The following is a 6,056-nucleotide window of genomic DNA, read 5'->3' as shown; positions in this document are numbered from 1 at the left end:
CGAGGGCCTGCTGCTGCTCGCCCGCAGCGAGAACAAGATCGTGGACAAGAAGCCGGTCGATCTGGCCGAGGTCGCCTCCCAGGCCCTGGAGCAGGCCCGCGCCGAGGCCCAGGCCAAGGGCGTGGAGATCCGCGGCGTGCGCCAGCAGGCGTTCGTCCAGGGCAACGGGGTGCTGCTGGAGCGCATCGCCCTGAATCTTGTCCAGAACGCGGTGCGCTACAACGTGGCCGAAGAGGGCTGGGTGGAGGTGACCACCGAGCCGCAGCAGGGCTGCGCGGTGCTGGTCGTCACCAATACCGGCCCGGCGGTCCCGGCGTACGAGGTGGAGAACCTCTTCGAGCCCTTCCGTCGCCTGCGGACCGAGCGCACCGGCAGCGACAAGGGCGTCGGCCTGGGCCTGTCCATCGTGCGGTCCGTGGTGCGCGCCCACGACGGCACCATCACGGCGACGCCCCGCGAGGGCGGCGGCCTGGAGATGCGCGTCGTCCTGCCGGTGTGAGAGACGCTGTGGGAGCCGGTGTGAGAGCCGGTGTGTGAGCCGCCGGGCGGGGCGGGCGCCGCGGCCCCGGCCCCCGGTCGGACTGTCCGTTTTGACCCGGGACCCGGTCTCTTGGCACCCTTGGTCGCCCTCCGCACAGCAGCCGCCCCGGCTTGACGGGACGGTGGGCGGCCATGGATCCTTCGCCGAGTTCGCTTTGCGCTGAATTCCTACGGTCCGCCCGACGGCCCGTTCGTGTGTGATCCCTCACAGGCGCGGGGTTCGGGCCATCCACTCTCCGTGATCGGTTCGGTCGGCGGAAGGCCGGGAAAATCCGGGTTTCCCAGGCCCTTGATCACGGGAAGTACACGTGATGGCGTGCGCGAGGTGCGACATTCGGACCGTGTACGGTCCTGATCGCCATCCAAACCGATCACCTCTTCAGGGGTGCGGTTGGGTGTCGATTGAGTAACAGACCTTGATGTGAGGCAAAATCTCCGCCTCAGGTCGGGCACAAGTCCGGCCTCTCACGCGTTACGTGCGCTGGAGACACCGCAGACACCCAGAGGGGGAGAGCGACATGGCTACGGATTACGACACCCCACGCAAGACAGATGACGACCTCAACGAGGACAGCATCGAAGAACTGAAGTCGCGGCGGAACGACAAGTCCGCCTCGGCCGTCGACGTCGACGAGTTCGAGCAGGCCGAGGGCCTGGAACTGCCCGGCGCCGACCTCTCCAACGAGGAGCTCGCCGTCCGGGTGCTGCCCAAGCAGCAGGACGAGTTCACGTGCATGAGCTGCTTCCTGGTCCACCACCGCAGCCAGCTGGCCGCGGAGGACAAGAACGGCCAGCCGATCTGCCGCGACTGCGCGGCCTGAGGACCGGACTACGCCGTGGCAGGCGTGAACCCGTTCCGTAAGGGACGCAAGGGCGAGGAAGGCCCGGCGGCCGGCGCACGCTCACGTGACGAAACCGCGCCCGTGCCCGCCGACCCGACCGCCCTCCCCGCGGAGCGGACGACCGGTGCAGTGGAGGAGCGAGGCCGCGCGGCCTCGCTCGCGGCGGCTGTGGGCCGCGGCGCCAGAAAGGGCCGCGCGGGCGCCCGCAAGGGCCTGTCGGCGGTCGCCGAGCGCATCATCGACAACGCCCCGCGGATCCCGGTCCGCGACCTGGCGACGCTGCGCCGCCAGTTCCCCGGCCTGACCCCCGAGGAACTGGCCGACAAGCTCGTCGTCGGAGCCGCCCGGGGCACCGCCACCGTCGGCGCGGGGGTGGGCGCGGCGGCGATGCTGCCGGTGCCGCCCGCCATGCCGGCCGAGCTGGCCGCCGAGGTGGTCGGCGTGGCTTCCATGGAGATCAAGCTCGTCGCCGAGCTCCACGAGGTCTACGGCCTGCGTCCGCCCGGCAACCTCACCCAGCGCAGCACCGCCTACCTGACCGCGTGGACGGAGGAGCGCGGCATCGACGTCACCAGGCCCACGACGCTCAACGCGGCGCTCGGCGGCCAGATGAAGCGCGAACTGCGCCAGCAGATCATGAAGCGCACGCTGCGCAACCTGCCGAACCTGACCCCGTTCATGGTCGGCGCCGCGGTCGGCGCGTTCATGAACCGGCGGGACACCAGAAAACTCGCGGACAAGGTCCGCGCGGACCTGCGCACCAAGCAGGTGCCCTGGGACGCCCTGCCGGAACCCGCGACGACGGCCCTGCCGCCGCGCGCCGCCCGCTGAGAGCCGCCCGGGCTTCCCGCTAAGGGCCACCTCGTAGCGCCTCGTAGCGCCTCCAGGTCCTTCCCGCAGCGCCTTCAGACCCTCCCGACGACGGCCGTGACGCCGCCGCCCCGCCGAAGCCCTTCCCGGCGCTCCCCGGAGCCCTCCCCGCACGCCCCCGAAAAGGCCGCTGCACGCACGGTGACGCCCCGGCCGCCGCGCCGCCTTCCCCCGGGGCGGCTCAGGCCCGTACGGCCGCCAGCGCGGCCACCAGGCGCTCCGGATCGCGGGTCGAGAGGTAGGCGTACGGAGTCGGGTCCTCCGGGTCGGTGATCTCGACCCGTACCGCGGTCCGTACGTAGCTGCGCAGCAGCATGAACGCGCGGGTGTCGGCCTTGTGCGTACGCCAGGCCACCGCCTCCTCCGCGTCCAGCACCTGCGCCTCGCCCAGCGCCGAGACCGGGATCCGGGCGTCGCCCGCGATCAGCGAGTCGCCCACCACGCGGATCCGCACCGAGCCGTACGAGCTGACCGCCACCGCGGCCAGTGCCGCGCCGCCGATCAGCCCGCCGAGCATCGGCAGCGTCCCCAGCGGGAGCAGCATCAGGGCACAGGCCACGCCGATCAGGCCGGCGATCACCCACCAGGAGCGGGGCGCGGTGAGGCGTTCTTCGTACGACTGCATGGCTCCAGCTTGGCACGGCGGCGCGGGCCGGTTGGCCGCGCGGGTAGGGTCTGCACTCGTGAGTGGAACCGACAAGGCCCCGACGCGGCTGACGCCACCGGCCGACGCCGTCGCCCCGGTGCGGCACCCCGACGCCCCCGCGCCCGGGGAACTCCTCGGCGCGCACTACGGCCACTGCTTCGGATGCGGCGACGCGCAGCCCCACGGGCTGCAGCTGCAGGCCCGCGCCGAGGAGGGCGTGCGGGTGACCGCCGAGTTCACGGTCAAGGAGGCCCACCAGGGCGCGCCGGGCCTGGCGCACGGCGGCGTGCTGGCCACCGCCCTGGACGAGACGCTGGGCGCGCTGAACTGGCTGCTGCGGGTGATCGCGGTGACCGGCCGCCTGGAGACCGACTTCCGGCGGCCCGTGCCGGTCGGTACGGTCCTGCACCTCGACGCGGAGATAACCGCCGTCCACGGCCGGAAGATCTACTCGTCGGCGGTGGGCCGCATCGGCGGGCCCGAGGGCCCGGTCGCGGTCCGCGCGGACGCGGTGTTCATCGAGGTGAAGATCGACCACTTCATCGACAACGGACGGCCGGCCGAGATCCAGGCCGCGATGGCCGATCCGGACCAGGTCAGGCGAGCTCGTGCTTTTGAGGTGAACCCGTGAGTCAGGTACGCAACCCGGTGGATGTGCTGATCCGGCGTCTGGACCCGGACGTTCCGCTGCCCGCCTACGGGCACCCCGGTGACGCCGGTGCCGACCTGGTGACCACCGAGGCGGCGGAACTCGCGCCGGGCGAGCGGGCGGTGCTCCCCACCGGGGTGTCCATCGCCCTCCCCGACGGGTACGCGGCGTTCGTGCACCCCCGCTCGGGCCTGGCGGCCCGCTGCGGAGTGGCGCTCGTGAATGCCCCCGGGACGGTGGATGCCGGGTACCGTGGGGAAATCAAGGTGATCGTGGTCAATCTGGACCCGCGCGACAGTGTGCGGTTCGAGAGGTTCGACCGGATCGCCCAACTGGTCGTCCAGCAGGTCGAGAAGGTGCGCTTCCACGAGGTGGCGGAACTTCCCGGCTCGGCGCGGGCCGAGGGGGGATTCGGTTCCACCGGCGGTCATGCGGCGGTGGACGGCTCCACGGGTGGGAATGGATACGCATCGGTCGGTGCCGACCGGGAAGGACAGTGACGTGTTCGGACGTCGCAAGAAGAACGAGGCTCCCGCAGAGCCGGCCCGCGCGGCGGACGCCGACGCGACGGCCTCGGACTCCGCGGACGAGGCAGCCGGGCCCGCCGAGGAGGAGCGGCGCGTGAACCTGCCGCCCGCCCCGCGGCCCGACGGCCCCTGGGACCTCTCCGAGGTCTCCGACCCCGCCGAGGGACGGGTCGACCTGGGCGGCCTGTTCGTGCCCGGCGTGGAAGGCATGGAACTGCGCGTGGAGGTCGCGGGCGACGCCATCGTCGCCGCGACCGTGGTCCTCCAGGACAGCGCCGTACAGCTCCAGGCGTTCGCCGCTCCCAAGAAGGAGGGCATCTGGGGCGAGGTCCGCGAGGAGATCGGCGCGGGCATCACCCAGCAGGGCGGCGTCGTCGACGAGGTCGAGGGCCCGCTGGGCTGGGAACTGCGCGCCCAGGTCCCCGTCCAGCTCCCGGACGGCACCAACGGCGTCCAGGTCGTGCGCTTCGTCGGCGTCGACGGCCCGCGCTGGTTCCTGCGCGGCGTCATCTCCGGCCAGGGCGCGGTCCAGCCCGAGGCCGCCGGCATCCTGGAGCACATCTTCCAGGACACCGTGGTCGTCCGCGGCGAGGCCCCCATGGCCCCCCGCGACCCCATCGTCCTCAAGCTCCCCGACGACGCCCAGATGGTCCCCGACGGCGTCCAGCAGGAATCCGCCGAAACCTCCCGCTTCGGCGGCGGCGTGGAGCGCCTGGAACGGGGCCCGGAGATCACCGAGATCCGCTGACGCCACCACGGCGGACGCGCCGCACGACGTCGTTCCCGGGGCCCCGGCGGCTCCGGGAACGAATGCTGTTGTGGAGGGGGCACGCGAAGGCCAGGGACAACACCTCGCGTGGGGCCGGTCGGGCTCGGACGGCACCGGGCTTCCTCCTGGTCTCTGAGGGACACACTGCTGTCCCCACATCCGCATGGAGGATGCGCACAAGTGCACTTATTGATTTCGCCTTCCTACGGGAAGGCCGCGTCGCGCAAGCACTGGGCGGACACCGTCGAGCAGCCGGTGCCCTTCGTGGACAGCCATTACGCCCGCACGCTGACGGATGAGCAGCACAGCCGGCTGCTGGCGGTCCACCCCGAGGGCCGGGCCCGGTTCTGGGGCGCCGTGCCGAGCCACGACAAGAAGATGCGTGATGTCGTCCCTGGGGACGTCGTCCTGTTCACCGGCGGCAACCGGGTCCGCGCGGTGGCGGAAATCGGCGTGATCTTTCGGAACCGGGAGCTGGCCGACCTGCTGTGGCCGCCTCCGGACGAAAGCGCTCCGAGCTGGCACACCGTCTACACCCTGCTCGACCTGACGGACACGGATATCCCGTACCGAGATCTGAACGCCGCTCTCGGTTACGAGCCGACGTACGTGTTCCCGGGGCAGAGGGTCTTTCCCGACGACCGGGCACGTACGGTTCTCGAAGAACTCATGATCGCCTCAAGCGTCGAGCAGGTCCGGGCTGTTGGGCCCGCGCAGCGGCCGGACCCCGCGAGCCGGGCGGCCGTACGGATGGCCGCGGCCGAGCAGAACAGGACCTTCGGGACGGCGTACGAGCGCACCGGACGGCTGATCGTGGTCGACCGGAAGGAGGCCAGGCTGGTCGCCGCCTACAAGGACCACCTCGCCGCCACGGGCCGCAAGGACGCTGGCCGTTTCTTCTGCCCGTCCGGCGTCAGCGACCTGTATCTCTCGGACGACGAGGGCACCGAGGTCATAGAGGCCAAGAGCGCCGCGTCGCACCAGTACGTACGGCAGGCCCTCGCCCAGCTGCTGGACTACGCGCCGCACAGCCCCCGGCGCCCCGACCGGCTGAGCGGCCTCTTCCCGGCCCCCGTCGCGCACGACGACCTCCTGCTTCTCCACCGCTACGGCATCGACTGCATACAGCGCGAAGAGTCGGGCGTCTTCGTGCGCGCAGCGGCACCGGCGGAGCGGAGAGCTCTGATGCGCTCCGTCTGGTCCGGCTGACGCG

General features: G+C 71.8%; 8 protein-coding genes. 7 read left to right on the top strand and 1 reads right to left on the bottom strand.

The window, feature by feature from the left end; translation table 11 throughout:
* From IH45_RS0134910 to IH45_RS0134900, 3 genes are all read left to right on the top strand, one after another.
* Positions 1-499, top strand: a 499-nt coding sequence (locus IH45_RS0134910) for a sensor histidine kinase (RefSeq protein WP_030678112.1), incomplete at its 5' end; no start/stop codon positions are given.
* A 559-nt stretch (positions 500-1,058) separates the two neighbouring features.
* Positions 1,059-1,361 (top strand): DUF4193 domain-containing protein, encoded by a 303-nt coding sequence (locus IH45_RS0134905; protein WP_003982531.1) that lies wholly within the window; start codon positions 1,059-1,061, stop codon positions 1,359-1,361.
* A gap of 15 nt (positions 1,362-1,376) precedes the next feature.
* Positions 1,377-2,213 (top strand): hypothetical protein, encoded by an 837-nt coding sequence (locus tag IH45_RS0134900; protein ID WP_030678110.1) that lies wholly within the window; start codon positions 1,377-1,379, stop codon positions 2,211-2,213.
* Between the two features lie 220 nt (positions 2,214-2,433).
* On the opposite strand, the gene IH45_RS0134895 is transcribed toward IH45_RS0134900, so the two are convergent.
* Positions 2,434-2,877, bottom strand: coding sequence for a DUF3093 domain-containing protein (locus IH45_RS0134895; RefSeq protein WP_030678107.1), 444 nt, complete (start codon positions 2,875-2,877; stop codon positions 2,434-2,436).
* 58 nt (positions 2,878-2,935) lie between these two features.
* Here IH45_RS0134895 and IH45_RS0134890 point away from each other — a divergent pair, with 58 nt between their 5' ends.
* The 4 genes from IH45_RS0134890 to IH45_RS0134875 all read left to right on the top strand — a co-directional run bounded on the left by IH45_RS0134890 (position 2,936) and on the right by IH45_RS0134875 (position 6,052).
* Entirely contained in the window at positions 2,936-3,529 is a 594-nt protein-coding gene (locus tag IH45_RS0134890) for a PaaI family thioesterase (RefSeq protein WP_030678104.1), read from the top strand.
* A complete protein-coding gene (gene dut, locus IH45_RS0134885) occupies positions 3,526-4,047 on the top strand; it encodes a dUTP diphosphatase (RefSeq protein ID WP_030678101.1) in 522 nt (173 codons plus the stop codon). The genes IH45_RS0134890 and dut overlap by 4 nt, the downstream gene beginning before the upstream one ends.
* Before the next feature lies 1 nt (position 4,048).
* A complete protein-coding gene (locus tag IH45_RS0134880; RefSeq protein ID WP_030678099.1) occupies positions 4,049-4,822 on the top strand; it encodes a DUF3710 domain-containing protein in 774 nt (257 codons plus the stop codon).
* A 201-nt stretch (positions 4,823-5,023) separates the two neighbouring features.
* Complete coding sequence (locus IH45_RS0134875; protein WP_158813362.1) at positions 5,024-6,052, top strand: hypothetical protein; 1,029 nt, start codon at positions 5,024-5,026, stop codon at positions 6,050-6,052.
* Positions 6,053-6,056: the final 4 nt, after the last annotated feature.

It is taken from the genome of Streptomyces rimosus subsp. rimosus (genome assembly GCF_000720725.1).
Classification (GTDB): Bacteria; Actinomycetota; Actinomycetes; order Streptomycetales; family Streptomycetaceae; genus Streptomyces; species Streptomyces rimosus_A.
This window is presented reverse-complemented; position numbering and strand designations above follow the sequence as displayed.

What these genes read in the sequence shown, in the direction of transcription:
- IH45_RS0134905 (WP_003982531.1), top strand. Translation starts at nt 1,059, where the DNA reads ATGGCTACGGATTACGACACCCCACGCAAGACAGATGACGACCTCAAC.
- IH45_RS0134895 (WP_030678107.1), bottom strand. Translation starts at nt 2,877, where the DNA reads ATGCAGTCGTACGAAGAACGCCTCACCGCGCCCCGCTCCTGGTGGGTG.